Raw genomic sequence first — 24499 nt, 5'->3', positions numbered from 1 at the left:
TGCGGCTCGCCTCAGGCGAAACCGTCGTTCTTGATCATGCGTTTAATACTGCGAATGGCCTGGCGTGTGCGGTGTTCATTTTCGATAAGGCCGAAACGGACATAGCCTTCACCGTATTCACCGAAACCAACGCCGGGCGAGACCGCCACCTTGGCGTCCTTGAGCAGTTTCTTACTGAACTCGATAGAGTCCAGGTCGCTATAAAACTCGGGTATTTTTGCCCACACGAACATTGTGGCGCGTGGCGGAGTCACCGCCCAACCAGCCGCGTTCAGGCCATCGCACAACACATCGCGGCGCGATTTATACATGGCGTTGATTTCGCTGACACAAGACTGGTCGCCTTCCAGCGCGGCAATCGCCGCCACCTGGATAGGTGTGAACATGCCGTAGTCGAGATAGGATTTGATGCGTGCCAGTGCGCCCACCAGCGCCTGGTTGCCACAGCAAAAACCCACCCGCCAACCTGGCATGTTGTAGCTCTTGGACATGCTGTAAAACTCAACCGCAACGTCCATCGCCCCTTCAACCTGAAGAATGGAAGGTGCCTGATACCCGTCGTAGCACAGGTCGGCATATGCCAGATCTTGGACCACCCAGATATTGTGCTCCTTGGCAATCGCGACTATGCGCTCAAAAAACTCCAGTTCGACGCAGGCGGCGGTTGGGTTGGAGGGAAAATTGAGCACCAGCATCTTGGGTCGGGGCCAGCTGTTGTGAATAGCCTTTACCAACTCGTCGAAAAACTCTTCCTCGTCGCGTCCCATGGGTACATGACGAATATCCGCACCGGAAATCACAAAGCCATACGGGTGGATAGGATATGAAGGATTGGGCACCAGAATCGCATCGCCCGGGCCGGTGGTCGCCAGCGCCAGATGAGCCAGGCCTTCTTTCGAGCCCAGAGTGACGATCGCTTCAGTCTCAGGATTCAGGTCCACGTCGTAGCGGCGCTTGTACCAGTCACAAATGGCCTTACGCAGGCGTGGAATACCCTTGGACTGGGAGTAGCGATGCGTATCGCCGCGCTGGGCAGTCTCCACCATCTTATCGACGATGTGGTCAGGCGTGGGCTGGTCGGGGTTACCCATGCCAAAATCAATAATGTCTTCGCCCGCCGCTCGCGCCTGCTGCTTCAACTCACCAATAATGTTGAACACATAGGGGGGGAGGCGCGAAATTCGCCGAAATTGTTCGTCCACGATTTCTAACTCTTACAATGCAGCCCAGCGGGGCTGAGAACTGACGGAAATGGGGGTCAGAAACAGTACGTTTTCACAGGGGGGATGTCAACGCGGGGAATTACCAAAACCCGCTAAAACAAGGGGATGCCCTGCACATTTCGCGTGCAGGGCGGCAAGGCTTATTCGACGCCCAGCGTCACCAGAAGTTTGTCGGCAGACTGATAGCCTGGGATCATCTGACCGGTGTCCGTGATGATGGCTGGAGTGCCACGCACGCCCATCTGCTGACCAAGGCTATATTGCTCGTCAATGGGGTTGGGATCACACTGCTGGACCGGCACGGGTTCCTTGTTTTTCAGTGCTGTCAGCGCTTCCTGCGGATTGTCCGCACACCAGGCACCCACCAACTGGCGATAGCCAGCGGAGTCTGCGCCACCGCGCGGGAAGGCCAGGTAGCGCACCCGTACGCCGTGCTTGTTAAGCTCCGGCACTTCTTTGTGCAGCTTCTGACAGTAAAAGCAGGTGGTGTCCGTAAACACGGTGATCTCACCCTTCACTTCGCCTTCCGGGGCAAAAACGATCATTTCACCCTCGTCCAGAGCTGCCATCTGGGCCAGACGCTCCCCGTCGCGGCGCTTCTCTGTGAGATTGACGAACTGGCCATTATCGACCTGAAACAGGTCGCCCAACAGGAAGTGCTTGCCGTCATTCGTGGCGTAGACCATTGGCCCATTTTCGAACTGGACCTCGTACATGCCCTTGACGTCGCTGGTGCTCACAGTGCTGACAGTCAGCCCCATCGCGGTGCTGCTCATCGCAGCACTGATTCGCTCAAAGGTTGCCTTATCCACTACAGTGCCGGCGCTCGCCAGCGGTGCCATGACAGCAAAAAAAGCGATCACGGCGGTTTTGTACAATCGGTTCAACATCTCTATTCCTCAATAAATCAGCAGCGGCCTACCCTGGCCGACGCACAGTTCCCGGCTCTTGGAGCACGGCGTGTGTAAAAAGTTCCTCAACCCCGTGGATGATGCTCGGCATGCAGTTCCTGCATCCGCTGTTTGGCCACGTGGGTGTATATCTGGGTAGTAGTCAGGTCGCTGTGCCCCAACAGCATCTGCACGACCCGCAAGTCCGCACCATGGTTCAGCAGGTGGGTAGCAAATGCGTGGCGCAGCGTGTGGGGAGACAGTGCCTGGCGAATACCGGCGCGCTGGGCGTAGATTTTAATACGATACCAGAAGGTCTGGCGAGTCATCTGGCGCCCTCTTTTGCTAGGAAACACCACATCCGACGGAATTCCCTTGAGCAGTTCACCGCGCGGGCCGGCCATATATCGCTGCAACCAACTCAATGCCTCTTCACCCATGGGCACAAGCCGCTCCTTACTTCCCTTGCCAAACACCCGCACCACACCTTGATTAAGGCTCACCTGTGTCACCTGCAAGCTGGTGAGCTCTGTCACCCGCAGACCGCAGGCGTACAACAGCTCCAACATCGTCCGGTCACGAAATTCCAGCGGTAAATCGAGGTCCGGCGCCTCCAGCAGTTTGTCGACCTGGGCTTCTGAGATGGATTTGGGTAGCGGCCGGCCCAACTTGGGGCTGTCGACATCGAGCGTCGGATCAAGCTGAACCCGCCCCTCTCGAAGTAAATACTTGTAGAAGCCGCGGGCACAGGACATAAACCGCGCGGTAGACCGCTGCGACTGGCCCTGCTCCAGCCGTGCGCCGAGATAGGCCTGCAACTCAGACCGGTCAGCCCGGATAATAGTGCTCTCCTTATTCTTCACCAGCCAGTCGTTGAACTGCCTCAGGTCGCGGCGATACGAACTTAGGGTGTTGTCGCTCAACCCCTTCTCCATCCACATGGCGTCGATGTAGCGTTCGATTTCGGGGTGTTCCAGCAGCTGCGTTGTCATTCAGTTAAGTTATCACGATTCTGTCAGGCATAAAAAAAGCGGCTCAGGGAGCCGCTTTCGGATACTGCTGAAGGGACGAAGCTTAGGACAGCTTTTCCTTGATGCGAGCAGCCTTACCAGACAGCTCACGCAAGTAGTACAGCTTGGCCTGGCGAACGTCGCCACGACGCTTGACTTCAATGCTGTCTACCAGAGGGCTGTAAGTCTGGAAAGTACGCTCTACGCCTACGCCGTGGGAGATCTTGCGAACAGTGAAAGCAGAGTTCAGGGCACGGTTACGCTTGGCGATAACAACACCTTCGAAGGCCTGCAGACGCTCGCGGCTACCTTCCTTTACTTTTACCTGAACTACCACGGTGTCACCCGGGGAAAATTCTGGCAGCTCTTTCTGCATCTGTTCAGCTTCAAGCTGAGAAATGATCTTGTTGGTGCTCATGGCGCGCTCCTGTTGATTAACAATCGTAGCTTCACAGCTAGCGGATTTTAAAATAAATGTTCATTCCCGTTCGCGGAGATACTCCGCCAACAATTCTTCTTCCTCGGCCGTGCTGGCCCTGCCTTCGAGCAAATCCGGACGACGTTCATACGTCCTGCCCAGTGCCTGCTTCAGGCGCCAGCGGCGAATCAACGCGTGATTGCCGCTGAGTAATACTTCCGGTACCGGCTTACCCTGGTACTCTTCGGGCCGGGTGTAGTGTGGGCAATCCAACAAACCGTCTGCATAGGAATCCTCCTGAGCTGACAGCTCGTGCCCCAACACACCGGGCAAGTGGCGTGTCACCGCGTCGATGACCACCATGGCGGCGAGCTCGCCACCGCTTAATACATAATCACCGATGGATACTTCTTCATCCACTTCCGCTTCGATCAGGCGTTCATCCACGCCCTCGTAACGGCCGGCGACCAGGATCAGCGCTTTCTCCTGGGAGAGTGCCACAGCTTTGCCGTGGTCCAGGCGCTGCCCCTGGGGCGACAGGTAGATCACTCTGGCACTGTCTCCCGTCGCTTCCCGCGCAGCGGCTATCGCCTGCTGCAGGGGGTCTATCTTCATCAACATACCCGGGCCGCCGCCGTAGGGTCTGTCGTCCACCGTGCGGTGTTTATCGGTGGTGTAATCCCGCGGATTGCTGTGGCTGATCTGCACCAGCCCCTGCGTCACCGCCCTGCCCGTGACACCGTGGCCCGTGACAGCTTCAAACATTTCCGGGAACAGGCTAACCAGTGCTATATGCAATGTTACTCACCCTATTCCTCGAGGTACCAATCGACCTCGACAACGCCCTGTTCCAGGCTTACCCGGCTGACCACATCTCCGGGCAGATAGGGAATGAGCCGCTCCCTGTCGTCAATGCTGCTTTCGCTGGCCTTGACTACCAGCACATCATTGGCGCCGGTTTCGATAAGGTAATCGACGGTGCCAAGTAGCACGCGATCCTTATCGGGCTCATCCGTGGTAGCGCGCGGCTCCCGACCCCAAACCTGCAAACCCTGCAGCTGGTGCCAGTAGAAGTCGCCCTCTTCCAGGCTGGGGAGGCTATTGGCCTCCACCACAATTTGCAGTCCCTTGAAGGACTCCGCCACGGTGCGGTCATCGACCCCGGCGATATGGGCAACCATGCCCTTGCCATGACGCTTCCACTCGTCGAACTCAACTGTTTCCAGTGAGCCGCGACGCTCGAGCTGCCAGGCACCGAACCTGAAGAGATTTTCCTCGGGATCGGTAAACGAGTGAATTTTCACCCAGCCCTTCACGCCGTACGGGCCGGTAATCTTACCGGCCGTTAGCGCATTGGCGCCGGGGTCACTCATGCCGATGCGGGGATCAAGCCGCTACAGCAGTGTCCGCCGCAGCAGCGTCCTTAACCAGCTTGGCTACGCGCTCAGAGAGCTGTGCGCCCTGACCCTGCCAGTATGCGATACGGTCGGCGTCGACGCGCAGGCGCTCTTCCTGGCCACGGGCGATAGGGTTGAAGAAGCCAACACGCTCGATGAAGCGACCGTTGCGCGCATTGCGGCTGTCAGTCACGGTCATGTGGTAGAAAGGGCGTTTTTTAGAGCCGCCACGTGCAAGACGAATAGTAACCATGTGATCTTAATTCCTTGATTTTAAAGGTGATTTGACCCGATTTAGGCCACCCACCCACGACAAATACCGACACACGGGCCGGAAAGGTGGCGTATCATACGGAAAACAGAGGGGGAATGTAACCCCCTTTTACAGGAATTTTATTAGGTATTTCCGAGGCTTACGTAGGCGCGGCTATTTAAAGCCGGGAGGCATGCCGCCGCCCATGCCCGGAGGCATGCCGCCGCCGGGGCCGCCCATCATACCGCCCATACCACGCATCATCTTCTGCATGCCGCCGCCCTTCATTTTCTTCATCATTTTCTGCATCTGCTTGTGCTGCTTCAGCAGGCGATTGAGGTCCTGAACCTGGGTGCCTGAGCCTTTGCAGATCCGGCGCTTACGGCCGCCCTGGATCAGCTCTGGCTTGCGTCGTTCGCCGGGCGTCATGGAGTTGATCATCGCCTCCATCCGAGCGAACTGCTTCATATCGAGATTCTGCTGCGCCATCTGGGCCATATTGCCCATGCCGGGCAACTTGTCGAGCATACCGGTGATGCCGCCCATGTTATTCATCTGCTGCAACTGGTCGCGGAAATCCTCCAGATCGAATTTCTGGCCTTTCTTGACCTTGCGAGCGAGCTTGGCGGCTTTTTCCTTGTCGACCTTCTGCTCGGCCTCTTCGATCAGCGACATCACGTCGCCCATACCGAGAATACGCGAGGCCAGGCGATCCGGGTGGAACGGGTCTAGCGCGTCAGTCTTCTCCCCTACCCCAAGGAACTTGATGGGCTTACCGGTGACGGAGCGCACCGAGAGCGCGGCGCCACCTCGTGAATCGGCATCAACCTTGGTCAGAATCACACCGGTCAGTGGCAGGGTCTCACCGAAAGCCTTGGCAGTATTGGCCGCGTCCTGGCCCGTCATAGCGTCGACCACAAACAGCGTCTCGATGGGATCGACCGCTTTATGCAACTCGGCGATCTCTGCCATCATGTCCTGATCTACCGCAAGGCGGCCGGCCGTATCGACGATCAGCACATCCGAAAAGGACTTGCGCGCATGGGCCATGGCCGCATTGGCGATGTCCACTGGCTTCTGTGACGGGTCCGAGGGGAAGAAATCGGCACCCACTTCGGCGGCCAGGGTTTCAAGCTGCTTGATCGCGGCCGGGCGATACACGTCAGCGGAAACCACAGTCACCTTTTTCTTCTCCCGCTCGGCGAGGTGTTTCGCGAGCTTGGCAGCGGACGTAGTCTTACCCGCGCCCTGCAGACCTGCCATCAGAATAACGGCGGGAGGCTGGGTAGCCAGATTGAGCGCCTCATTGGCAGTACCCATCACCGCTTCGAGTTCGGCCTGGACAATTTTCAGGAATGCCTGACCGGGGCTCAGACTCTTCATCACCTCCTGGCCGAGGGCGCGCTGCTTCACGGAATCTACAAAATCCTTGACCACAGGGAGCGCGACATCCGCTTCCAGCAGGGCCATGCGCACTTCACGCAAGGTGTCCTGGATATTATCTTCGGTCAGGGTGGCCTTGCCGGTAATCGTACGCAGGCTATTGGACAGGCGATCGCTGAGGCTCTGAAACATTGAGGGTACTCTTTAAATACAGCTGAAATCTTGGTGATTACTGAAGTCGAACTACCCCATCGCTATTGCTTATGGGGAGACACTTCGGTACAAAGGGGCGAAGTATACGTCACCTCGGCCTAACCCCCAAACCGATGCCCATCACTGCTCTCGCCCTGCTCGCCGCACTGCTGTATCTGGCCGCCACTGGCCTGCATTTGCTGCACATCTTCCAGCGCCGCGAAGGCCTCAGCGGAGCCGTGCTGGGCCTTGGCCTGGTCGCAATGCTGGCCCATGCAGTGGTTGCCTGGGGGAGCATCAATGGCCCGGACGGTGTCAGTCTGGGCTTCTACAAGATCTCGGCCCTTATCTTTCTGGTCATCAACATCACCTGTGCACTCTTGATGCTGCGCCGGCCGCTGCAGAGCCTGCTGGTCTTTCTGTTTCCGCTATCGGCCATGTCAATGCTGGTTTCTACCTTTGCCCCCGATACCAGCGCACTGTCCTCTGACCTTTCCAGCGGCATGCTGCTCCACATAAGCACGTCCATTCTGGCGTACGCCATATTCACCCTGGCAGCGGCCCAGGCGGCCCTGGTAGCCGTGCAGGACTACCAGCTCCGGCACCGCCGCACTCAAGGTATTGTGCAGTTGCTGCCACCCCTGCAGTTGATGGAAACCATGCTGTTCGAGCTGCTCTTCGTAGGCGTGTTGTTGCTCACAGCCGCGATCGTCTCCGGTTTCATTTTTGTAGACGACCTGTTCGCCCAGTCGCTGGTGCACAAAACAGTGCTGACTATTGTTGCCTGGCTGCTTTTCACCACCTTGCTATGGGGTCACCACCAACTGGGTTGGCGGGCACAGACCGCCGTGCGCCTGACGCTAGCAGGCTTCGTCATGCTGATGCTCGCCTTCTTCGGTTCGAAACTGGTCCTGGAGCTGGTGTTGCAGCGAGGCTAGAGCAGCCTTGCGCCGCCTCGCCTTTTTCTTCAAGATACGCCCTCAGACACCATAAAGGTTCGCCCCCGCCTTGAACGAAGCACCGCTGGGTATCCTCTTCTCGATACTCGCTGCACTTATTCTCCTTTCAGGTTTTTTCTCCAGTTCAGAGACCGGCATGATGTCTTTGAACCGTTACCGGCTGAAACACCTGCAGAAGAACAAGCACCGTGGCGCGACGCGCGCGGCAAAATTGCTCGAGCGGCCCGATCGCCTGATCGGGCTGATTTTGATCGGCAACAATCTGGTCAACATATTCGCATCTGCGATCGCCACGGTGATTGCCATTCGGCTCTGGGGCGATGCGGGTATCTTTATTGCCACCGGGCTGCTGACCCTGGTTATCCTGATCTTCGCCGAAATCACACCCAAAACCATTGCAGCACTGCACCCGGAAAAGATCGCCTTTCCCGCGAGCGTGATCCTGCTGCCTCTGCTGAAAATAGTCTATCCGATTGTCGCCCTGGTGAACTGGTTCACCAATGGCCTGCTGCACATGCTGGGCTTCGACCCGAAAAAGCAGCACGACGAGCACCTCTCCTCAGACGAGCTGCGCACCATTGTCACCGACGCCGGCCAGCTGATCCCCGCCCGCCATCGAGGCATGTTACTTAACATTCTGGATCTCGAAGAGGTCAGGCTGGACGACATCATGGTGCCGCGCAACGATGTCTACGGCATCGATCTGGATGACAGTGACGAGGACATTCTGCGCCGCATCCAGAACAGCTCGCACACCCGTGTGCCGGTCTGGCGCGAAGACATCAACAATATTGTCGGCATGCTGCACATGCGCAATATCAGCAGGGTGATCGATGTACACGGCCTGGATAGAGCCGCGCTTGAGAGAGAGACAGAAAAGCCCTATTTCGTACCCGAAAGCACACCGCTACACACCCAGCTACTCAACTTTCAACAAAAGAAACATCGCCTGGGCGTGGTGGTGGACGAATACGGCGAAGTGATTGGCCTGGTGGCGCTGGAAGATATCCTGGAAGAAATTGTCGGCGAATTTACCTCCAACCAGTCGGAAGAGGACGACACCATTTTCCCCCAACGGGACGGTAGTTACATCATTGCCGGCAATGCGAGTATTCGCGATGTGAACAAATCGCTGGAATGGGAACTGCCCACTGATGGCCCGAAAACACTGTCAGGGCTGATACTGGAAATTCTGGAAGGTTTCCCCGACGCCAACGCCGGGCTATCCGTTGGCCGTTATCAGTTTGAGATTCTGGAGCTGGAAGACAACGTGGTGCAGGCCGTAAGGGCGAGAATTCTCGCTGCCCCGGAACTTGGCGAAGACTAGAGCAGCTTGATCCCGCCGGACATCTCCTCGCGGCGCTCATTGGCTTTTATCAGAACGGCGCGCTTGCCGTCAGCGTCCAACATTGCCCAGTCAGTAATTTCCCTCGCACTGCGATAGCAGCCCGCGCAGATATCGCCATCATCCAGCACACAAATAGAGACACAGGGGGATTGTGGTTCTTTATTGTTCACGCCTGCTCCTCCAGGGTTTCGCTGAAGCGCTGGGCATTGCCCACATAGTGGTCCGCATTGTGGCGCAGCATCAGCTGGGTTTCCTCATCCAGCTGGCGCACTATCTTTGCCGGTGAACCCAACACCATGGAGCCGTCGGGGATATCACTGCCCTCGGTCACCAGAGCGTTGGCGCCGATCAAGCAGCCCTTGCCAATCTTCGCCCCATTGAGCACCACCGCATTGATACCCACCAGGGTGCCGTCGCCAATCGTGCAGCCGTGAATCATGGCGTTGTGCCCCACCGTCACATCCGCGCCAATGATCGCGGGAAAGCCCGGGTCGGCGTGAATCACAGTGCCGTCCTGTATATTCGTGCGGGCACCGACCTCAATGCGGTCAGCATCGCCGCGCAAAACGCAACTGAACCACACGCTGGCCTTGTCCTCCAGGGTTACGTCGCCGATCACAGCGGCATTAGGGGCGATAAAATGCCCATCGCCACGCAGTTGTACTTGCTTGTCGCCAAGACGGTATTTCATGGTTCTGTACTCCAACCTCTGCGCATCTCCAAAGGCACCTGGTAAGCCGTACTGGCCACCACGGCAAGGATTGCGGCGGTAACGCCCCATATCTCGTCACCATCGATGATAAATCGCGGTGTGTAGTAGGTTTTGTCATCCACTTGCAACTCCAGTGTCTGAAGTCGCGAGGTATCAGCGAAAACCTTGAGGGGCTGGTAAAAAACGGAATCGAATTCGCGGGTATCCACTACCAGATCAAGCTCGGTCGGAATACGCGCGATGCACGGATGAACTTCAAAATTTGTTCGGGTCAACATGGGCGCCAGCTCACCCATCGGGTGCACCTGGGAATCGACAATGCCGACCTCTTCATAGGCCTCGCGCTTTGCCGTCACCCAGGGCGAGGCGTCTTCATTCTCGCGCTTGCCACCAGGAAAAGCGACCTCTCCAGGGTGGGTTTTCAAGTGGCGGCCGCGACGGCCAAGCAATACACGTGGCTCTTTCTCATCAGTTAACGGCACAAGTACCGCTGCTTCGGGATAGCGGCCAGGCTGTGGATCCCAGCTCAGGCCGTCAAGCGGCAGATGCGCTTCGAGCCGCGCCAGTTCCGGAGCGATCATAGTCACGCCGGCAACTCCGCCATTGCAATCAGATCCCACGCGGGCTCTTCATAGGGATGGGCTGCGACCATTGCCTCGACCGCAGCACGAGCGCAGTCATCTGCACATACCATTTCGACCCGATACTCGGCGACCTTCTCTACGGCTCCCTGCTCACCAATAAAGGGGTTCGCACCCTGCAAAGGCCTGAACTGACCTTCACCCAGCACCTGCCAGCAACAGTGATCGTAATCGCCGATGCGCCCGGCGCCGGCAGCAAAAGCAGCGGCTTTAACAGATTCCAGATGCGATTCAGGCACATAAAACGCGAGCTTGTACACCTAAACGCCCCGGGCCTGCTCGTCATAGTAGTTGGCCGCAAACTCGTCCAGTGACTGGTTCTCGATCGCTGTGCGAATACCCTTCATATGCTGCTGATAGTAGTGCAGGTTGTGAATCGTATTCAGTTGGGAACCCAAAATTTCATTGCACTTGTCGAGGTGATTCAAATAAGCGCGGCTGAAATTCTGGCAGGTATAACAACTGCACTCCTCGTCGAGCGGCAGCGTACTGGTTTTGTGCCGCGCGTTGCGCAGTTTGAGCTGGCCACGCGACGTAAACAGATTGCCATTGCGTGCATTGCGGGTGGGCATGACGCAATCGAACATATCCACGCCGCGGCGAACACCTTCCAGCAGATCGGCCGGGGTGCCCACCCCCATCAGATAGCGGGGCTTATCAGTTGGCATAATCGGCTGCATCGCTTCCAGTACATGCATCATCTCGTCTTTCGGCTCACCCACAGAAAGGCCACCGATGGCATAGCCATCAAACCCGATGTCGGTCAGCCCCTTAAGAGATTCAACCCGAAGATCTGGGTACATGCCGCCCTGCACGATACCGAACAGTGCCGCATTGCTTTCGCCATGGGCGCGCTTGCTGCGCTCTGCCCAGCGCAATGACAACTCCATGGAATCGCGCGCCTCATCCACTGTGGCAGGATAAGGCGTGCACTCGTCGAAAATCATGACGATATCCGAGCCCAGCTTGCGCTGGATCTCCATCGATGTTTCTGGGTCGAGAAAAACCTTGGAACCATCTACAGGCGACTGGAATTTCACGCCGTCCTCGGTGATCTTGCGCATATCCCCCAGGCTAAAGACCTGGAAGCCACCGGAGTCTGTCAGGATCGGGCCATCCCAGGCCATGAAATCGTGAAGATCGCCATGCTGTTCGATGATATCTGTGCCCGGACGCAGCCACAGGTGGAACGTATTGCCGAGAATGATTTCAGCGCCGATGTCGTGGATATCACGAGGCAGCATCCCCTTGACGGTGCCGTAGGTGCCCACCGGCATAAAGGCGGGGGTTTCGACACTGCCGCGAGGGAACGTGAGCCTGCCGCGGCGGGCATCGCCGTCATCGCCGAGGCGTTCAAACTGCATGTGACACTCTCTGCTCATGCGGATTCCTGTTGTTTCCCTGCAGTGATAAACATGGCGTCGCCATAGCTGAAGAAGCGATAGCGCTGCGCCACAGCCTCGGCGTAGGCCGCCATTATATGCTCCCGGCTTGCGAAGGCACTCACCAGCATTAGCAGTGTGGATTCCGGAAGATGAAAGTTGGTGATCACAGCGTCGACACTGCGAAAGTCGTAGCCGGGGTAAATGAAAATATCAGTATCGCCAGTAAACGGCTCAATCTGACCAGAGACGCTTGCAGACTCCAGCGAGCGCACGGCAGTCGTGCCTACTGCGACCACTCGCCCGCCTCTTGCGCGCGCTGCTCGCACCGCTTCGCAGGCAGCCTCATTCACCTCGATGTACTCCGAGTGCATCTTGTGATCCAGGATATTGTCCGCCCGCACCGGCTGGAACGTACCCGCGCCAACATGCAGGGTCACTGTGCAGCTTTGCACGCCCTTTGCCGCCGCCTTTGCCAGCAGGGCTTCGGTGAAGTGCAAGCCCGCGGTAGGCGCGGCCACAGCGCCCTCCCGGGCGGCAAATACGGTTTGGTAGCGCTCCTGGTCGGAAGCCTCGTCACTGCGCTCAATATACGGCGGCAATGGCATATGCCCCACCTCGTTCATGATTTCAGACAGCGCGGGACCGCCCTCACTGGAAATCACAAACAGGGCATCGTCACGCCCGGTCACCTCGAGCTCCAGACCACAGGGCTCCGCGCCGGGCTCTGCCGAGAGCTGAATACGGGTGCCCGGCTTGGGCGACTTACTGCAGCGAATATGGGCCAGCGCCGTGTGGGTGCCGGTGAGGCGCTCCACCAGAATTTCCAGTTTGCCGCCCGTTTCCTTCTGACCCCAGAGGCGTGCAGGGATAACGCGAGTGTCATTAAATACCAGCAAATCGCCGGGCTGGAGTAAGTCAAGCAGGTCGCTGAACTGGCGGTGCACGATCGCGCCACTGGCTCCGTCCAGGCACAGCAGACGGCTGGCACTGCGCTCAGAAAGCGGGTACTGGGCTATCAGCTCCTCGGGGAGCTCGAAATGAAAATCGCTGCGTAACATAGGCTATAGACGAAAAAGCCGGCGCTGGGCCGGCTTTCTGTAGAACACCGGAGAAGCTTACTCCTTCTCGCCTGCGTCCTCTTCTGCGGCCGCTTCCTCAGCAGGCGCTTCTTCTGCCGCAGCGGCTTCCTCGGCGGGAGCCTCTTCTTCGGCGGCTTCCTCTTCTGCGGGCGCTGCAGGCAAAGTTACCTTGATCAGCTCTTCAGCCAACAGGATCTTGACCTTCTCTTCGCCGTTCACAGCATTCTTGGCGGCGTCTTTAACCGCGTAACGGTCGTCAGCGCGCTTGAAAATGCTGTATTCAGCAGTCTTTTTAACCAGTTTCATGGCCATGCTCTTTTCTCCTCAAGAGGTACTCAGATCGCCCCAATGGGGGCTGATTCAATATATAAGGCGCTCCCGAAAGAGCTGGCGCGGATTCTACAGGAAAAATATTGCGCTGTGGAGGCTGCTTGTTATAATCCCGCGCTCTCCAACGAGGCCCGCTTCTGCGGCTTCATTCTGCTCTGTGCCGGAGTGGTGAAATTGGTAGACACAGGGGATTCAAAATCCCCCGCCTAAACAGCGTGCCGGTTCGAGTCCGGCCTCCGGTACCACTTTGAAATATGCTTTGCCATCTTCTCGCCTATAGATATGGCCGTATCTGTCTGCTAGCCTAACCACGGAATGCCCCGTCACTACCAAGGCACACTTTCGTGCACACCATGCGCAGAATAATCCACATTACCGCAACTGTTGCGGCGCTAATCGCGGCACAGCACAGCTATGCCCAGCTAACGGACGTCAAGCAACTGGGTGGCGGCTATGCCCACTTGCTCAGCGTCGTAGCCCAGCCAGAGATTTCAGTCTCGGGAGTAGATATTGATTCCGGTGAAGACTATGTCACTGACAATGACCTGAACGCCCTGCACATTCCCTACTATCAGGAGTTCGACATTGCGGGTAAAGATACGCGCTGGTACTTGCAGGCCAGTGCCGGGTACGCGGTCTATTCACTGGAAGGCGAAGTGGCGCTCTTTCCCGACCTGCCCTCCGAGATCGAGTCCGAATGGACGAGTTACAATGGCCTGCTGGAGGCCGGTCTGGTCTTCCCATTCAGCAATGGATTTTCCCTCTCAGGCGGCGCCAGCGTTGGTTGGGCTCGCCTCGAAAATGAAACTTCATTCTCGGAGCCACTCTATGAGGAGGTAATTCTGCCCATAGCCAATGGCAAACTTTTCAACTGGGAGACCGATGCCGCGCTATACAGAGCCCACGGGGCGTTGCGCTACGACGAGAATCACGGCCCGTACCGGGTGAAGGGCGTTGCCCACCTGACCTACAGCTATATCGACAGCTTTAGTGAGTCCGACGAATTCGCCGGCTTTGCCGACGACAGTGGTGCGGCGATTTTCCTTCTCGATGTCAGCCGGAACATTCACCACCTCGAGAGCGGCCGCCCTGTTTATCTGATCGGGCATCTGGGCAGCACTCACTTTCTGGGCGAAAACCGCGACGAACTCGGTTTCAATCACTACTTTGAGGCGGGGATGTCGCTGGGCATAGACCGCTACGCAGCCGGCGTGCTGGTCCTGGTGGGCGAAGACGCCAACGGACTTAGCCTGGTATTCAACTACAACTACTGAGTCTCGGCAGTAAACAAGCTGAGACCTTTGGCTGAAAACGCCGCCAGGTCACTTTCTTCAGGAAACGTGTAATAACCACCGTCTCCCTGCTGGATCTTGCCCTCCAGGGCCTCACCTCGGGCAAAGGCTTCCACCGCATCACAAATCAGCTTGCAGCCACCCGGATAGACGCTGAGCACATTCTCCAGATACGAGGCCTGATAGTTAACTGCCACGGCAGCCTCAGCAATCACACCCCCGGTATCAATGGTGCCGTCACTAATATAGTGCAGTGTCGCTGTTATCTCATTCTCGCCATTCAACATGGCCCAGAACGTAGCCATCACTCCGCGATACTCGGGTAATTTCCCCGAGTGCAGGTTAATCACACCACAGCGGGGTATGCTGATAATGTCATTTTTCAGGATTCCGCCATAGCGAATAGAGATGATCAGGTCGGGGGCCAGCGCCTGCATGTTCGCGACCGCGGCTTCAGCATTGATTGCATTCTCAACTATCGCTTCACCGGCGATCAAAGGCTTCAGGGCATCGAAACTGATGTCTTGCTCGATGGCTTTGAGATCTTCCAGCGGCTGGGCTCGACGCTTCTTGCCTCCCACCGCTGATGAAAGCATCAGCTGTATTTCGTGCTCTTGCAGACGCGGCAGCAACAGGCTGAGCGCATGGTAGCTGGCAACATCATGATTCGAAAGAATCACTAATTTCATCGCGTAAGATCCTTGGCTTTTCGAATGCTCAAGCATACATTCAAAAGGCATAAAAAACGCCTCTATGGAGGCGTTTCTAACGGTGAACTGATCTGCGATTCAACGCGGCGTTGCACTCAATCCGTGTAGCCGGTGATCGCTTTGGCGGCCTGATAGCCAAAGGTCATGGACGGGCCCAGGGTCGAACCAGGGCCGGGATAGCATGGCAACGTCGGCGCGCTGCAGTTACCACAGGCGTAAAGTCCCTGGATGACTGTACCGTCCTCGTGAACCACTTCAGCATTGGCCGTAATCACCATACCGCCCTGGGTACCGAAATCGCCCGGGTCTACGCGCACAGCGTAATAAGGTGCTTTCTTGACGGGCCCAAGGCAGGGGTTCGGTTCATTTCGGGGGTCGCCATAATAGCGGTCGTAGGCTGATTCCCCCCGATGCAGTTCATCGTCCACCCCCGCGCTGGCGTACTGATTCATTTTTGCCACGGTTTTCTCGAGGCCGTCAGCATCAACGGAGATCTTCGCCGCGAGTTCGCGAATGGTATCGGCCTTTGCCATGAAGTTCTCTTCTTCATAGCGCTTCCACGGCACCAGAAAATCGGGCATTAGCTGGCTGGTATAGATCGGGCCGACAAAGTACTTGGCCCGAAAATCGGCATCGAATACCTGCCAGGTTGGATAGGTCGGGTTCTCTACCGTGTGCTTGGCAAAAGTCTCCAACTGGAACGTCATGTAATTCTGGGATTCATTGCTGAAGCGCTCGCCTGCCGGATTCACAACAATAGAACCCGGGTAGGACTTCTCCATAATGCTCAGGCGCGGAATTTCCTCGCCCGGCGGGGAAATCGTATTGCACCACCAGGCCTCGTTCAGCCGATGCATTTTGGCACCGAGGCGCAAGCCCTCCTGATGAGCGTCGCCGGTGTTATCCAGGGTGCCCGCACTCCAGTTGTGATCAGTGGGTGTGGGCAAGTACTTCTCACGCATTTCCTGGTTGTGCTCAAAGCCACCGGCTGCGAGCACCACACCTTTGCGCGCCTGAATACGGAGAATCTTGCCCTCTCGCTCTACTTCCATGCCGACCACGCGGCCATCTTCCTGAATCAGGCTCTTCATACTGGTGCCCAGCCACAGCGGCATATCGCGGTCCTGCATGGAGGCGCGCAGGCGGGCCACGCCCGCACAGCCCGTCGCCAGCCTGCGGTGGAACTTGTCTTTCAGGCGCCAGGGGATATCGAGAATGTAGTCCAGCATGAGTTTGCCAGCCATCTTCATCCAACCCGGCTGTTGGCCGACAAATACTGCGGCCTCGACCTGGGTAATACCGATACGTCCACCGATGTGCATCATCGGGTGAGTGCGCCGAAGATTGCGCCACTCGTCGCCCAACTCACTGGCATCAAACGTGGTGGGCTCCATGGAACGGTGACCGTCCATCGCACCATCAAGATTGGTGTAGTAGTCGGGGTAGTGCTCCAGCGTCTCGTAGCGCACCCTGGTGCGCTCATGCAGAAAGTCGACCATTTTGGGGCCATTTTCCAGGAAAGCGTCCAGCTGGTATTCGGGCACTGCCTCTTCGGTGATCAGCTGGCGCAGGTAGGTCTTGGCCTTGGCCGCGGAATCCTCCGCGCCCGCTTCGCGCGCGTAGCGGTTGCCAGGAATCCACACACCACCACCGGATATCGAGCTGGTGCCACCGTAGAGATCCGCCTTTTCAATCACGAGCACATCTTCGGTACCCATTTCATAGGTACAGAGCGCGGCGGTCATGCCGCCATTGCCGGAACCTACGACCACAACATCAAAACTGTGATCCCACTGCTGTTCTGTGCTCATTGCACATTCCTCATCTGGTAATAGCGCCATGGTATCCCAGCGCGGCGCTGGCAATGAGGGGCAAGCTAGCTTTTAGTAGGACAGGTTTAAATTGTTGGTCGCTGTGAAGGCTGCGGTTCAACTATAGATATCTTGCCCGCTGGTGTTGGAATTGCATACACTGGATCATCGCTTCCACTCAGACAGGGAAACTTCAATGAAACGTACCGCTCGCAACACCCTACTCGCCGTCGCCGGCGCTACCGTATTAGCCGCATCCGTTCAGGTGACGGCCCACATGGATACCGATGAGCCCATGCAGGCATATCGCCAATCCTACTTCAACCTCGTTGCCATGAACTTCGGCCCTATCGGCAAGATGCTCAAAGGTGAAATGGAGTGGGACGATGCCAAGGTCAAAATGTTCGCATCGGAACTGGGCGCACTGGGCAGCATGGACGTAGGCCGCGCATTTGCCCCCGGCACGGACAAGGGCACGACTCGCGCCAAACCCGGAATCTGGGAGAATAAGGACGATTTCACGGCCAAGCTGAACGACATGCGCGAAGCCCTGGCATCGCTTTCTACTGCCGCTGAGTCAGGTGACAAAAAAGCGATCGGCGCAGCAGCCGGTGCTGCAGGCAAGAGCTGCAAAAGCTGTCACGACGAGTACAAGTCCAAGGAATACCTGTACTGAAACCGGGCTGAAGCCGCTCCCTCACCAGAGGGACGGCGGGGGGCCGGGCGCCTGCTCGAGCCCCCACCACAATGCGCCCGCCACTATCGCGACCGCGATCAGTGCCCACCACCAGGCCACGGGGGCCTTCTGCCCGCTGCGCTGTGGCGCAACTCCAGTAAACATCGCGCGAATCATGCCGTCTTTCTTCACCAACTGATGGTAGAGAACAACCGCAATATGCAAGGCCACGAGGCCCTGCAGGACAGTGAAAGCCCACTCATGAATGGCGCCCATGGTGTCCCGAATATCACTGTCCACCGCGTAATAAAGGGGGCCGTTATAGAAAATATCGTCGGTGTTGAACAGTCCACTCACCGCCTGCAGCAGAATCAGCGCCAGCAGGGCCAGCACAGACCACGCGCCGAGCGGGTTGTGGCCGGGTGTAGGGCTCCCCTCCCCTTTTAAATACGCAAGAATCTTGCCTGGCCCGGTGACAAAGTCACTGAATCGCGAGTGAACACTGCCGACAACCCCCCAGATAAGGCGAAAGCCAACCAGAGTGATCAGGGTCAGGCCCACCCATTCGTGAATATCCAGACGCTCGTTCTCACCGCTCCACCAGGCGACACCAAGCAGAATGACCACAGACCAGTGAAACAGCCGGGTTGGAATATCCCATAGTGGATGCATATCAGACCTGCTCAAGCAGAGGTGGAAACTCGTCGCTCACACCTTCGTAGGCATAGTCCCAGCCATCGTCACGCCACTGGGCGCGATGACGAGCCCCTTGCTGGGAAGGGTCTGCAGCGTCATAGCCAGCATCCCCCTGATAGAGTGCGACCATTTTGTCCTCGTGCGAACAGAGTACCGGCAGTACATAGGGAACCGGGCTCTCGCGTTCCCCCTCAATAAACTCTGCGACATTGGTGTATCGCCCGACTGTGATCAACGTCATCCAGGTGGGAGGGAGCATCGCCAGGTTCCCGTGGCGGTGCTCTTCCAAGGCGGTGCTCACCGTTAGCCAGCGATGGTCGTGGATCTCTCCGCCGTCAATTTTTACCTCCTCATCGTTGCGCAAAGGCGCAGCATAGATCCAGGTGGCGAAGCGCCGAGGTTCGGCCTCAGGTGTGGTCCAGTGACTGAGCAGAATCATGTCTTCAGGCAGAGGTTGCTGGCCACACTCTTCGTGCGCCTCCCTCGCCGCCGCTATGCGGGATGCCGCCTCCTGGTCACCGCCGGCATGCGCCAGATCTTCCGGGTCCAGGCTGCCGCCAGGAAATACCCAGAAACCGCCGGCAAAGACCAGCGCCTTATTGCGCTTGAGCAACAGAGTCTCAATACCCTCATTACTATCGCGTAGAAGAATAACAGTGCTGGCGGGTCGAATTTCGGGGCCTTGATTCATACTGCATGGATCCTTGGTCGCAGAGCCGAGACAGTGTACCAGCTGGCCACAGCGCTGTGCTAAAGTGCCTGCCATCACTATAAGAATCAGCGTATGCGACTGGCCACCGCCCTCAGCCTTGGATTGACCGTACTAACCACCTCGCCCGCCGCTGTGGCCGGCTTGCCGCAACCGGCGCTCGAAGAAGTTATCGTCACTGCACAATTTATCGAGCAGTCCGCCCAGGAGACGCCGCTCTCGCTGGTGACATTTCAGCAGGATTCACTTCGCAATCTCGGCATCAGCGGCGTGGACGACATCCAGGCCCAGGTGCCCAACTTCGTGATAGATCGGTTCCCCTCCAGCCAGCAAACCCTGCGTTTGTTTATTCGAGGCCTCGGCATTACCGACGTCCAGATCACCCAGGACCCCGCCGTGGGCGTCTACCTGGATGGCGTCTATCTGGCGCGCTCTACCGGGCTTGCTACCGACGTCGCTGACCTGGAGCGAATAGAGGTATTGCGTGGCCCCCAGGGCACGCTCTATGGTCGCAACACCACCGGTGGCGCATTGAATATGATCACCACGCGCCCGGATTCTCAGGCCCTTGCCATGAACGCAGAGCTCGGCACAGGCGACCGTGACCGACGCTTTGCCAAGGCCAGCATCAACCTGCCATTGGGCGAGCAACACGCCATCAAATTGGCGGCACTGGGCCACCGCGAGGACGGCTTCATCGACAACAACGGCCCCGGTGGTGGTTTTGGCGACTATCGTGGTGAGGCCTATCGATTTGACTGGCGCTGGCAAGCGAACGAGACAATAGACCTGAACTACAGCTGGGACAAATCCCGCCTGGAGACCTTCAACTATACGCCCCAGGCCGTGACCCCGGGTGTGCCGTCCGGAACCCCCGCCGACGCGGCCATTCTCAGTTCACAACGCTTTGTCACCTATAGCGATAAGCGTCTCGAAGCACTCGCCACCAGTGTGCCGCTACTGCCCACAGACACCGATATCGAAGGTCACGCCATCTCCCTGCGCTGGGAACTACCCCTGTTCACACTTAAGTCGATCACGGCCTGGCGCGAGCTGGAAGACCTCAGCTATATCGATTTTGCCAGCGGTGCCAGTGAGGAGTACCGGGTAGACTTTTCCGCCATCTCGCTGGGCAATGATCTCCAGCAATACAACAGTGTGCGCACGCGGATAGAACAGGATCAATTCTCGCAGGAACTACAGCTGCTCGGCCAGTGGCAAGGCGTGGATGTCGTTGCCGGGCTCTACTATTTTACCGAAGAAGCACGCGAAAACTGGTTCCCCCTGCACCACATATTCAGCTTCCCGATCATCGAGACGGGTGACGAGGCCCTGGCGGTAAACATTCGAGCCGAGGACAACCGCATCGAAAACCGCGCTATGGCGGTATATAGCCAGGCCACCTGGCCGTTAAGCGAGCGCTGGCATTTATCAGTCGGCTGGCGCTACTCGCGCGATAAACGGGAGGCCTCCCGCCTGTTCAGGCAGGACAATTATGTCGACTTCGGCGACTTCGTTCTCGGCCCCTTCGAGAGTATCGACTTTGCCTCAACGGCAGAAGAAGACTTCGATAATCACGCTTTCAGCTTCATCGCTGAATACGATTGGAACGACAACACCCGGCTCTATGGCAAGCTGGTCGAAGCCTACAAAAGCGGCGGCTTCAACACCCGCGACCCCAGCCCGGAATATTTCGCTGAGGGCTTCGATGAAGAGATCAATCGCACAGCAGAGGTCGGTGTGAAAGCCGAGTGGCTGGAGCGCGCCCTGCGCCTCAACGCGGCTTTGTTTTACTCCGACATTGAGGACATGCAGCTCAACTTTCTGCTGCCCAACAGCATTTCGGATACGCGGGTTTTCAATAGCGGCAGCGCCAAACTGTCTGGCGTGGAGCTCGAGCTCACTACTTTCCTGAGCGCCAATCTTCTCGCTCGGCTCAGTTACGCCTATCTCGACACCGACATCGATGACATCTCAGATCCCTTCACCGGCGCAGCACGCTCCTTCTACTTCGACAACGCGCCCAACAACAGCGCCAGTTTTGGTGTAGATTACCGCCTTGCACAAACCGGCTGGGGCGAATGGGCGCTGCACTTGAACGGAAGTTACGTTGACGCGCGCAAGAAGCAGGATGCCAATTTACGCATGGATGCCTATTCGCTGCTCGGAGCGCGGCTCTCTCTAAACTCAATTCCCATGCCTGCCGGCGAACTGACCGTTTCAGCGTGGCTGAAAAATGCGCTGGACGAAGAGTATGTCACTTTCTCAATCGACAACCTGCCGCATGCAAGCCGCGCCATTTACTGGGGTGAACCACGGAGCTGGGGCCTCGATATAAGCTACTCGTACTAATTTTCGTCCGGGTCCAACTTGCAATACCGATGACTTTGCCAAACGCGGCGAAAACTGGAACCCTGTGCCTTCAATAACCATAAGCGACGTTCGGTAAATTCTATGCGCCTCCACGCCACAATCGCCAGTGCCTTTCTGCTCTCGATCTCTGCACAAGGCGCAATCGCGCAACCCTGCGACAATCACGATCCACTTCGCCGCCCACACTTCGGCGACACTCATGTGCACACCGCCTGGTCATTCGACGCTCGCTCTCAGGACACCCGCAACAAACCCGACGCGGCTTATCGCTTTGCCAAGGGCGAACCCCTGGGTATCAAACCCTATGACGAAAACAATCAACCATTGCGCCAGATCCAGATCGACCGCCCTCTGGACTTCACTGCAGTCACCGATCACTCAGAATTTATGGGTGAGATGCGTATGTGCAATGTCGAGGGTTCCCCCGGCTACTGGCACCCCGTATGTATGCTGCATCGCTACATACCCAGCACAACATTTGCGACACTTGCTGCGACCGGCCTAAGCGCCAAGTTCCGCTGGGGCATGTGTGGTGACGACAATGAAATATGCATGCAACAAGCAGCCAATACCTGGTTGGATGTGCAACAGGCCGCCGAGGACGCCTACGACCGAAGCTCGGACTGCAGCTTCACCAGCTTTGTCGCCTATGAATGGACGGCATCCGTAGGCTCGGGCCAGAACCTGCACCACAACGTGGTCTTCAAAAATGACATTGTCCCCGATCGCGCTTTGTCCTGGATCGAATCACCGTCGCAGGTGGATCTATGGGACTACCTCGACAAAGAGTGTCTGTTGGACAAGCCGGGCTGTGACGCGGTCGTGATTCCGCACAACTCCAACCTGAGCGGTGGCCTCATGTTCGAAACCGCAAGAGTGGAAAACTCTACGGTGCCAGAGGGGCCAGTCAGCCGGGCCGAAGCACAGCGTCGCGCTCGCTGGAACACTCTGTTCGAAGTGATGCAGCACAAAGGTTCTTCCGAATGTGACAGCCGATTGCCGGTGTGGTCCGAAGACGAATACTGCGATTTCGAAAAACTCAACTACGACACCTTTGGCGGGAAAGACTCCGGCACCCCCGGCGGAAAGCCCATGGAGCTAATAGCAAACCTTGCCCCCGAGGAAGATCGCCCGGTCACCAAACCGCCAGAGCAGTCGAACTTCCTCCGCTACGCGCTCAAGAAAGGTTTACAGCAGCAAGAAGAACTCGGCGTCAACAGCTTCAAGTTTGGCCTGGTGTCCAGCACCGATACCCATATCGCCGCGCCTGGCCTGGCGATGGAAAAAAATCATCCTGGCCACGGTGGCGCGGGCATGGGCGCTGGCGACGGTGTACCGGTTGGTCTGCCGGACGAATTGGAGTACGGCCCCGGGGGCCTTGCTGTCCTCTACGCAGAGGAGAACACCCGGGATTCCTTGTTCGCAGCCATGCAACGACGCGAGGCCTACGCCACCAGCGGCACCCGCCCGATTCTGCGTTTCTTCGGCGGCTGGGATTACCCGGAGGACGCCTGTGGCGCACCTGACATGGTCGCCCAGGGCTACAATGGCGGTGTACCCATGGGAGGCGACCTGAAGAGCCCTGCCGCCGGCAACACCTCACCACGCTTCATCGTCTCGGCCGTAGCCGACGCGGGCACTGAAGAATACCCGGGTATGCCGCTGCAGCGACTGCAGTTAATCAAGGGCTGGTATGAAGACGGGGAACTACACGAGAAAGTTCTGGACGTCGCCGGGGGCGATAACGATGCAGCCGTTGACATCAACACCTGCGAAACCAGTGGCTCTGGACACGCCCAATTATGCAGCGTCTGGCAAGACGATGATTTCAACCCGGAGGCACAATCGTTCTATTACACCCGCGTTCTGGAGAACCCTACCTGTCGCTGGAGCCAGCAGATATGTGCAGATGCAGGTGTACGTTGCGATGACCCGGCATCGGTCCCCGAAGGGCTTCAGAATTGCTGCTCAGCAGATCACAAGAAGGTCATTCAGGAGCGCGCGTGGAGTTCGCCTATCTGGTACACCCCGGCAAGCTGAACTAGCCCGCCACCTGGGTGTCTTCACCGGCACCCACTAACACGTCCTCAAGAATCGCTATCTCGCGGGACAATTCCCGCGAAAGATTGATCATCAGCAACCCGAAATCCGCCGGATGCTCCGCGTGCATGCGTGAGAACAGTGCCTTGTCGATGGTGAGCCACAGTGTGTCCTCCACTGCGACATCGGTACCGTTGTGCGGAATCAAACCGATCATCAGGTCGAAACCCAATTGATCGCCAGGGCAGAAGTAGCGGGTAAGCACCTCACAGGTATCACCGCGCTTGTAGAACGCGGTCTTTCCCGTGAGAACTACCTGAAAGTCCTCGGCGGGCTCTCCGAAGCGCTCCACTTTCTCGCCTTTGGCAAGAAAATGAATTTCGCCCTGGGTGAGCAGGGTTTCTATTGCGGCGTCAGACAGGGCGCCAAAGGTCGCGAGTTCCTGAAAGTAGGCGAGCCCGAATTGCTCAAGAATTTCAGCTCCGGAACGGACGTCCACGCCAGCGCTGTCCTAGATAACCCGAGCCGCCATGCCCAGGTCAAAACCGATGCCACGAGCATGCGCAGCAGCTGAGTCCTGGTCATCGCTATCGCGGGTCACCACCCACAAATTGGTGCAGCGCGTGCCGGTTCTGCAAAATGCGAACACAGGCCGGTCTTCGTCATCGAAAAAATCCGCCATCTGCTCGACGCTTGAGCCTGGGAAATCCATCGCGGTGACCGGCATATAATGATACTCAAGCCCCGCCGCTTCGGCCGCTGCAGCGATCTCGGCACTGCTCGGCTGGCCGGGTTCCTCACCATCGGGCCGATTGTTGATCAGGACCTTATACCCTGCCTCTGCAATCTGGGGAACAATTTCTGGGCGAATCTGCCCCGCCACGCCGATCGTCTGGGAAAGTTTGTATACGTTCATTCGTACCTCCGTTGGAGGCGTTATAGCAGAGGCAGGAGTACAGCGCTAGTCGCGCG

At 57.5% G+C, this 24499-nt stretch carries 27 protein-coding genes and 1 tRNA gene; 7 read left to right on the top strand and 21 right to left on the bottom strand.

What is annotated here, in order from left to right; genetic code table 11:
• Positions 1-11: 11 nt before the first annotated feature.
• The 8 genes from alaC to ffh form a co-directional block, all read right to left on the bottom strand.
• Complete coding sequence (gene alaC, locus EY643_RS07520) at positions 12-1202, bottom strand: alanine transaminase (protein ID WP_152661620.1); 1191 nt, start codon at positions 1200-1202, stop codon at positions 12-14.
• Positions 1203-1363: 161 nt separating this feature from the next.
• Positions 1364-2113, bottom strand: coding sequence for a DsbC family protein (locus EY643_RS07515; RefSeq protein WP_152661619.1), 750 nt, complete (start codon positions 2111-2113; stop codon positions 1364-1366).
• Positions 2114-2199: 86 nt separating this feature from the next.
• Positions 2200-3105, bottom strand: a complete 906-nt coding sequence (gene xerD / locus EY643_RS07510) for a site-specific tyrosine recombinase XerD (protein ID WP_152661618.1) — start codon at positions 3103-3105, stop codon at positions 2200-2202.
• Between the two features lie 82 nt (positions 3106-3187).
• Positions 3188-3541 carry a 50S ribosomal protein L19 gene (rplS, locus tag EY643_RS07505; RefSeq protein ID WP_152661617.1) on the bottom strand — a complete coding sequence of 118 codons (354 nt, stop codon included), beginning with the start codon at positions 3539-3541 and terminating at the stop codon, positions 3188-3190.
• A gap of 60 nt (positions 3542-3601) precedes the next feature.
• Positions 3602-4339 carry a tRNA (guanosine(37)-N1)-methyltransferase TrmD gene (trmD, locus tag EY643_RS07500; protein WP_152661616.1) on the bottom strand — a complete coding sequence of 246 codons (738 nt, stop codon included), beginning with the start codon at positions 4337-4339 and terminating at the stop codon, positions 3602-3604.
• Positions 4340-4350: 11 nt separating this feature from the next.
• Positions 4351-4914 (bottom strand): ribosome maturation factor RimM, encoded by a 564-nt coding sequence (gene rimM, locus EY643_RS07495; RefSeq protein ID WP_152661615.1) that lies wholly within the window; start codon positions 4912-4914, stop codon positions 4351-4353.
• Between the two features lie 13 nt (positions 4915-4927).
• Entirely contained in the window at positions 4928-5191 is a 264-nt protein-coding gene (gene rpsP, locus EY643_RS07490) for a 30S ribosomal protein S16 (protein WP_152661614.1), read from the bottom strand.
• 174 nt (positions 5192-5365) lie between these two features.
• Positions 5366-6766: a signal recognition particle protein gene (ffh, locus tag EY643_RS07485; RefSeq protein ID WP_152661613.1), complete on the bottom strand. Its 1401-nt coding sequence runs from the start codon at positions 6764-6766 to the stop codon at positions 5366-5368.
• 134 nt (positions 6767-6900) lie between these two features.
• Between ffh and EY643_RS07480 the strand changes: the two genes are divergently transcribed.
• Positions 6901-7704 carry a cytochrome C assembly family protein gene (locus EY643_RS07480; protein WP_152661612.1) on the top strand — a complete coding sequence of 268 codons (804 nt, stop codon included), beginning with the start codon at positions 6901-6903 and terminating at the stop codon, positions 7702-7704.
• A gap of 70 nt (positions 7705-7774) precedes the next feature.
• On the top strand, positions 7775-9052 hold the full coding sequence (locus EY643_RS07475; RefSeq protein WP_152661611.1) for an HlyC/CorC family transporter: 1278 nt from the start codon (positions 7775-7777) through the stop codon (positions 9050-9052).
• On the opposite strand, the gene EY643_RS07470 is transcribed toward EY643_RS07475, so the two are convergent.
• Genes EY643_RS07470 through EY643_RS07440 form a run of 7 tightly spaced genes read right to left on the bottom strand, consistent with a single transcriptional unit; the run spans position 9049 to position 13202 of the window.
• The gene (locus tag EY643_RS07470; protein WP_152661610.1) at positions 9049-9243 is read right to left on the bottom strand and encodes a DUF1289 domain-containing protein; all 195 of its coding nucleotides are present in this window, start codon (positions 9241-9243) and stop codon (positions 9049-9051) included. The genes EY643_RS07475 and EY643_RS07470 overlap by 4 nt on opposite strands.
• Positions 9240-9764 carry a gamma carbonic anhydrase family protein gene (locus EY643_RS07465; protein ID WP_152661609.1) on the bottom strand — a complete coding sequence of 175 codons (525 nt, stop codon included), beginning with the start codon at positions 9762-9764 and terminating at the stop codon, positions 9240-9242. Before EY643_RS07465 ends, EY643_RS07470 begins: the two co-directional genes overlap by 4 nt.
• Positions 9761-10366 carry an NUDIX hydrolase gene (locus EY643_RS07460; RefSeq protein WP_240732894.1) on the bottom strand — a complete coding sequence of 202 codons (606 nt, stop codon included), beginning with the start codon at positions 10364-10366 and terminating at the stop codon, positions 9761-9763. The genes EY643_RS07465 and EY643_RS07460 overlap by 4 nt, the downstream gene beginning before the upstream one ends.
• 2 nt (positions 10367-10368) lie before the next feature.
• Entirely contained in the window at positions 10369-10686 is a 318-nt protein-coding gene (locus EY643_RS07455) for a YqfO family protein (RefSeq protein ID WP_152661607.1), read from the bottom strand.
• Entirely contained in the window at positions 10687-11790 is a 1104-nt protein-coding gene (gene tgt / locus EY643_RS07450) for a tRNA guanosine(34) transglycosylase Tgt (RefSeq protein WP_205743213.1), read from the bottom strand.
• A 14-nt stretch (positions 11791-11804) separates the two neighbouring features.
• The gene (gene queA / locus EY643_RS07445; RefSeq protein WP_152661605.1) at positions 11805-12869 is read right to left on the bottom strand and encodes a tRNA preQ1(34) S-adenosylmethionine ribosyltransferase-isomerase QueA; all 1065 of its coding nucleotides are present in this window, start codon (positions 12867-12869) and stop codon (positions 11805-11807) included.
• A gap of 57 nt (positions 12870-12926) precedes the next feature.
• A complete protein-coding gene (locus EY643_RS07440; protein ID WP_205743172.1) occupies positions 12927-13202 on the bottom strand; it encodes a hypothetical protein in 276 nt (91 codons plus the stop codon).
• A gap of 177 nt (positions 13203-13379) precedes the next feature.
• On the opposite strand from EY643_RS07440, the gene EY643_RS07435 reads away from it, so the two are divergent.
• Positions 13380-13465 (top strand) — tRNA-Leu (locus EY643_RS07435).
• 108 nt (positions 13466-13573) lie between these two features.
• The gene (locus EY643_RS07430) at positions 13574-14494 is read left to right on the top strand and encodes a hypothetical protein (protein WP_152661604.1); all 921 of its coding nucleotides are present in this window, start codon (positions 13574-13576) and stop codon (positions 14492-14494) included.
• Here the strand turns inward: EY643_RS07430 and EY643_RS07425 are convergent.
• Positions 14488-15201 (bottom strand): formyl transferase, encoded by a 714-nt coding sequence (locus tag EY643_RS07425; RefSeq protein WP_152661603.1) that lies wholly within the window; start codon positions 15199-15201, stop codon positions 14488-14490. The genes EY643_RS07430 and EY643_RS07425 overlap by 7 nt on opposite strands.
• 116 nt (positions 15202-15317) lie before the next feature.
• On the bottom strand, positions 15318-17033 hold the full coding sequence (locus tag EY643_RS07420; RefSeq protein ID WP_152661602.1) for an FAD-dependent oxidoreductase: 1716 nt from the start codon (positions 17031-17033) through the stop codon (positions 15318-15320).
• A gap of 196 nt (positions 17034-17229) precedes the next feature.
• On the opposite strand from EY643_RS07420, the gene EY643_RS07415 reads away from it, so the two are divergent.
• Complete coding sequence (locus EY643_RS07415) at positions 17230-17709, top strand: c-type cytochrome (protein ID WP_152661601.1); 480 nt, start codon at positions 17230-17232, stop codon at positions 17707-17709.
• A 21-nt stretch (positions 17710-17730) separates the two neighbouring features.
• On the opposite strand, the gene EY643_RS07410 is transcribed toward EY643_RS07415, so the two are convergent.
• Together EY643_RS07410 and EY643_RS07405 are read right to left on the bottom strand one after the other, a co-directional pair.
• The gene (locus EY643_RS07410) at positions 17731-18381 is read right to left on the bottom strand and encodes a cytochrome b/b6 domain-containing protein (RefSeq protein WP_152661600.1); all 651 of its coding nucleotides are present in this window, start codon (positions 18379-18381) and stop codon (positions 17731-17733) included.
• A 1-nt stretch (position 18382) separates the two neighbouring features.
• Complete coding sequence (locus tag EY643_RS07405) at positions 18383-19096, bottom strand: NUDIX hydrolase (protein WP_152661599.1); 714 nt, start codon at positions 19094-19096, stop codon at positions 18383-18385.
• Positions 19097-19189: 93 nt separating this feature from the next.
• Between EY643_RS07405 and EY643_RS07400 the strand changes: the two genes are divergently transcribed.
• Together EY643_RS07400 and EY643_RS07395 are read left to right on the top strand one after the other, a co-directional pair.
• Positions 19190-21466, top strand: a complete 2277-nt coding sequence (locus EY643_RS07400; RefSeq protein WP_152661598.1) for a TonB-dependent receptor — start codon at positions 19190-19192, stop codon at positions 21464-21466.
• 102 nt (positions 21467-21568) lie between these two features.
• The gene (locus tag EY643_RS07395; protein ID WP_152661597.1) at positions 21569-23527 is read left to right on the top strand and encodes a DUF3604 domain-containing protein; all 1959 of its coding nucleotides are present in this window, start codon (positions 21569-21571) and stop codon (positions 23525-23527) included.
• A gap of 1 nt (position 23528) precedes the next feature.
• Here the strand turns inward: EY643_RS07395 and EY643_RS07390 are convergent, their stop codons facing one another.
• Both EY643_RS07390 and EY643_RS07385 read right to left on the bottom strand, forming a co-directional pair.
• Positions 23529-24026 (bottom strand): cyclic nucleotide-binding domain-containing protein, encoded by a 498-nt coding sequence (locus EY643_RS07390; RefSeq protein WP_152661596.1) that lies wholly within the window; start codon positions 24024-24026, stop codon positions 23529-23531.
• 12 nt (positions 24027-24038) lie between these two features.
• Positions 24039-24443: a protein tyrosine phosphatase family protein gene (locus EY643_RS07385; RefSeq protein WP_152661595.1), complete on the bottom strand. Its 405-nt coding sequence runs from the start codon at positions 24441-24443 to the stop codon at positions 24039-24041.
• Positions 24444-24499: the final 56 nt, after the last annotated feature.

This window comes from Halioglobus maricola (assembly GCF_009388985.1).
Lineage (GTDB): Bacteria > Pseudomonadota > Gammaproteobacteria > Pseudomonadales > Halieaceae > Halioglobus > Halioglobus maricola.
The sequence above is the reverse complement of the archived record's forward strand: the minus strand, read 5'-3'. Positions and strand labels throughout refer to the sequence as shown.

What these genes read in the sequence shown, in the direction of transcription:
- EY643_RS07415 (WP_152661601.1), top strand. Translation starts at nt 17,230, where the DNA reads ATGAAACGTACCGCTCGCAACACCCTACTCGCCGTCGCCGGCGCTACC.
- rplS (WP_152661617.1), bottom strand. Translation starts at nt 3,541, where the DNA reads ATGAGCACCAACAAGATCATTTCTCAGCTTGAAGCTGAACAGATGCAG.
- EY643_RS07410 (WP_152661600.1), bottom strand. Translation starts at nt 18,381, where the DNA reads ATGCATCCACTATGGGATATTCCAACCCGGCTGTTTCACTGGTCTGTG.
- EY643_RS07460 (WP_240732894.1), bottom strand. Translation starts at nt 10,366, where the DNA reads ATGATCGCTCCGGAACTGGCGCGGCTCGAAGCGCATCTGCCGCTTGAC.
- EY643_RS07465 (WP_152661609.1), bottom strand. Translation starts at nt 9,764, where the DNA reads ATGAAATACCGTCTTGGCGACAAGCAAGTACAACTGCGTGGCGATGGG.
- tgt (WP_205743213.1), bottom strand. Translation starts at nt 11,790, where the DNA reads ATGCAGTTTGAACGCCTCGGCGATGACGGCGATGCCCGCCGCGGCAGG.
- EY643_RS07395 (WP_152661597.1), top strand. Translation starts at nt 21,569, where the DNA reads ATGCGCCTCCACGCCACAATCGCCAGTGCCTTTCTGCTCTCGATCTCT.
- ffh (WP_152661613.1), bottom strand. Translation starts at nt 6,766, where the DNA reads ATGTTTCAGAGCCTCAGCGATCGCCTGTCCAATAGCCTGCGTACGATT.
- EY643_RS07480 (WP_152661612.1), top strand. Translation starts at nt 6,901, where the DNA reads ATGCCCATCACTGCTCTCGCCCTGCTCGCCGCACTGCTGTATCTGGCC.
- EY643_RS07425 (WP_152661603.1), bottom strand. Translation starts at nt 15,201, where the DNA reads ATGAAATTAGTGATTCTTTCGAATCATGATGTTGCCAGCTACCATGCG.
- EY643_RS07430 (WP_152661604.1), top strand. Translation starts at nt 13,574, where the DNA reads ATGCGCAGAATAATCCACATTACCGCAACTGTTGCGGCGCTAATCGCG.
- EY643_RS07405 (WP_152661599.1), bottom strand. Translation starts at nt 19,096, where the DNA reads ATGAATCAAGGCCCCGAAATTCGACCCGCCAGCACTGTTATTCTTCTA.
- EY643_RS07440 (WP_205743172.1), bottom strand. Translation starts at nt 13,202, where the DNA reads ATGGCCATGAAACTGGTTAAAAAGACTGCTGAATACAGCATTTTCAAG.
- EY643_RS07385 (WP_152661595.1), bottom strand. Translation starts at nt 24,443, where the DNA reads ATGAACGTATACAAACTTTCCCAGACGATCGGCGTGGCGGGGCAGATT.
- rimM (WP_152661615.1), bottom strand. Translation starts at nt 4,914, where the DNA reads ATGAGTGACCCCGGCGCCAATGCGCTAACGGCCGGTAAGATTACCGGC.
- rpsP (WP_152661614.1), bottom strand. Translation starts at nt 5,191, where the DNA reads ATGGTTACTATTCGTCTTGCACGTGGCGGCTCTAAAAAACGCCCTTTC.
- xerD (WP_152661618.1), bottom strand. Translation starts at nt 3,105, where the DNA reads ATGACAACGCAGCTGCTGGAACACCCCGAAATCGAACGCTACATCGAC.
- EY643_RS07515 (WP_152661619.1), bottom strand. Translation starts at nt 2,113, where the DNA reads ATGTTGAACCGATTGTACAAAACCGCCGTGATCGCTTTTTTTGCTGTC.
- queA (WP_152661605.1), bottom strand. Translation starts at nt 12,869, where the DNA reads ATGTTACGCAGCGATTTTCATTTCGAGCTCCCCGAGGAGCTGATAGCC.
- EY643_RS07420 (WP_152661602.1), bottom strand. Translation starts at nt 17,033, where the DNA reads ATGAGCACAGAACAGCAGTGGGATCACAGTTTTGATGTTGTGGTCGTA.
- EY643_RS07400 (WP_152661598.1), top strand. Translation starts at nt 19,190, where the DNA reads ATGCGACTGGCCACCGCCCTCAGCCTTGGATTGACCGTACTAACCACC.